Origin of the sequence: Alteromonas sp. AMM-1 (assembly GCF_047290655.1) — a bacterium.
Classification (GTDB): domain Bacteria; phylum Pseudomonadota; class Gammaproteobacteria; order Enterobacterales; family Alteromonadaceae; genus Alteromonas; species Alteromonas mangrovi.
The window spans coordinates 1-2085 of sequence record NZ_JBLBUE010000275.1; the positions used below are offsets into that span (position 1 = coordinate 1).

At 46.8% G+C, this 2085-nt stretch carries 2 protein-coding genes; one reads left to right on the forward strand and one right to left on the reverse strand.

Annotation, left to right across the window (positions count from 1 at the left end; genetic code table 11):
* A partial coding sequence (locus ACLR2L_RS20020; RefSeq protein WP_413370766.1) for a nitrate- and nitrite sensing domain-containing protein occupies positions 1-770 on the reverse strand: 770 nt, incomplete at its 3' end.
* A 464-nt stretch (positions 771-1234) separates the two neighbouring features.
* On the opposite strand from ACLR2L_RS20020, the gene ACLR2L_RS20025 reads away from it, so the two are divergent.
* On the forward strand, positions 1235-2085 hold an 851-nt coding region (locus ACLR2L_RS20025; RefSeq protein ID WP_413370768.1), incomplete at its 3' end, for a formate/nitrite transporter family protein.

Here is a 2085-nt window from a genome sequence, read left to right on the forward strand (position 1 = left end):
CTGAGCTGCCCGTCTATAGGGCTGCCGTCCGCAAGCTGATCGATCATTGCACGAAGGCGCTCAAGATCAGTTTGGGTTTGACTCGATTCGATAGTTTTCCATTGCTGATTCGCATGTTTTTCTGCAAAGGCCGAAAATACGTCAAAGCTGTGCTGCTGCGCCTGTTGCAGATGATGCAGTTTGTCACACAGACCCACGCTGAAATGAGTTTCGGCGAAGCCAATGGCTCCCCATGCCCGCTCTTGCCCTGAAAATTCCTTCCCCTGAAGAAAATTAAATAAGGCCACGAGTTGGCGTGTGATATCAGGATCGCTGGCGACGTCAGCGGCTTCGAAAATCACCGATAAAAGCCCGCTGATAAGACGACAATAGGCTTGTGTGGATTCAAGTGAGGTTAAATCCTGTACACCGATTTTTTCGCGCAACGAAGACAAATTATCGAGCCCTTGCAGAGCCATGCTAATGCTTACCAACAGGCGCATATTGGCCGCGCTCTCATCTCCGCTCATATAAAGCGACTTAAGTAAGCTTCGTAAATTCTGTTCAACTTGATTGCTGTCTTCTATTTGTTGAAGACGTTGCTGTTCGAAGCGCTCTCCGCCAGAGGCCAGGAAAATGTTGCTGATCCCCCGTTCTCGCTGCAGTTGATGAATAACATCTTTAACCGATGTTACGAGCTTACAGTTAGAGGCGAGTTGATTGAGCGCTTTAATCTCGGCATGTTTCGCAGCAAGCAGAAATCGCTTAGTGGCGTCACTGATTACAGCCATAGTGGTGTCCGATAAGGTGTCTGAATGACGTTGCGGTGTAATTAAATGGTAGCAAAGCTCGTTCCAGTATTAAACAGGTTTACCTTATATGCGAATAACAGGGGTTATAACGGAACGATAAATATTTTGGCGTGTATTCTAAAGAGCAAGTGGGCGGCTTATTTTACTATTCTGGATCTTATTGGTGCGCTGGTTGGTTTTCTGTGGTGCAGGGAAGGAAACGTAAAATAGTCTTAGTGTTTATATTTTGCACTAACTGGATGAATTCAAGTGCATTTTTATTTCTGGCCCTGAAATTGTATTGGAATATTCGACGACGCAATGCTGCGTACAACAAAATGTAATTTTGGATAATGACGTCCAATACCACATCGGAAACGGTGCATGGTTGGGCGTTTTTTTGTGCCCGCATTTTGTTGTATGTAGCAATTTACTTAACCCTGAAACATTAATAGGTAATTAAAATGGCTTACTTACTTCCTAATGAATTTGTAACAAAGATGGTAGATGCGGGTGAATCCAAAATATACATGTCTACCCGTGATACTCTGATTCGTGCTTATATGGCAGGTGCTATTTTGGCGCTGGCGGCGGTTTTTGCCATTACCATTGCGGTTCAAACCGGTGTGTTTCTGATTGGAGCAGTCCTGTTCCCGGTTGGCTTCTGTATGTTGTACCTGATGGGATTTGACTTGCTGACCGGTGTATTCATGCTTACGCCATTGGCCTGGTTGGCAAAACGCCCTGGTGTTACCTGGTCACAGATTTTCCGTAAATGGGGCCTGGTTTTCTGCGGCAACTTTGCCGGCGCACTAACCGTAGCGTTCCTGATGTCTTTTATCTTTACCATGGGCTACAACACCGACGGCGGCGCTATTGCGACTAAAGTGTCTGGCATTGGTGAAGCGCGAACCTTGGGCTATGCACAATATGGTATGGAAGGCTGGCTGACCATTTTCATTCGCGGCATGCTGTGTAACTGGATGGTATCTCTGGGCGTAGTGGGTGCCATGGTTTCTACCTCGGTAAGCGGTAAAGTACTGGCTATGTGGATGCCTATCATGCTGTTCTTCTTTATGGGCTTTGAGCACTCAGTGGTTAACATGTTCCTGTTCCCATTCGGCCTGATCATGGGTGGTGATTTCTCTATCATGGATTACTTCCTGTGGAACGAGATCCCAACTGCGCTGGGTAACTTAGTGGGTGGTCTGGCATTTACGGGCTTAACGCTTTACACCACGCATTATCGCACTGCACCAAAACGTAAACTGGCAGCGCAATCTGCGCCAGTGTCTGCGTCTTCTGACGACGACTC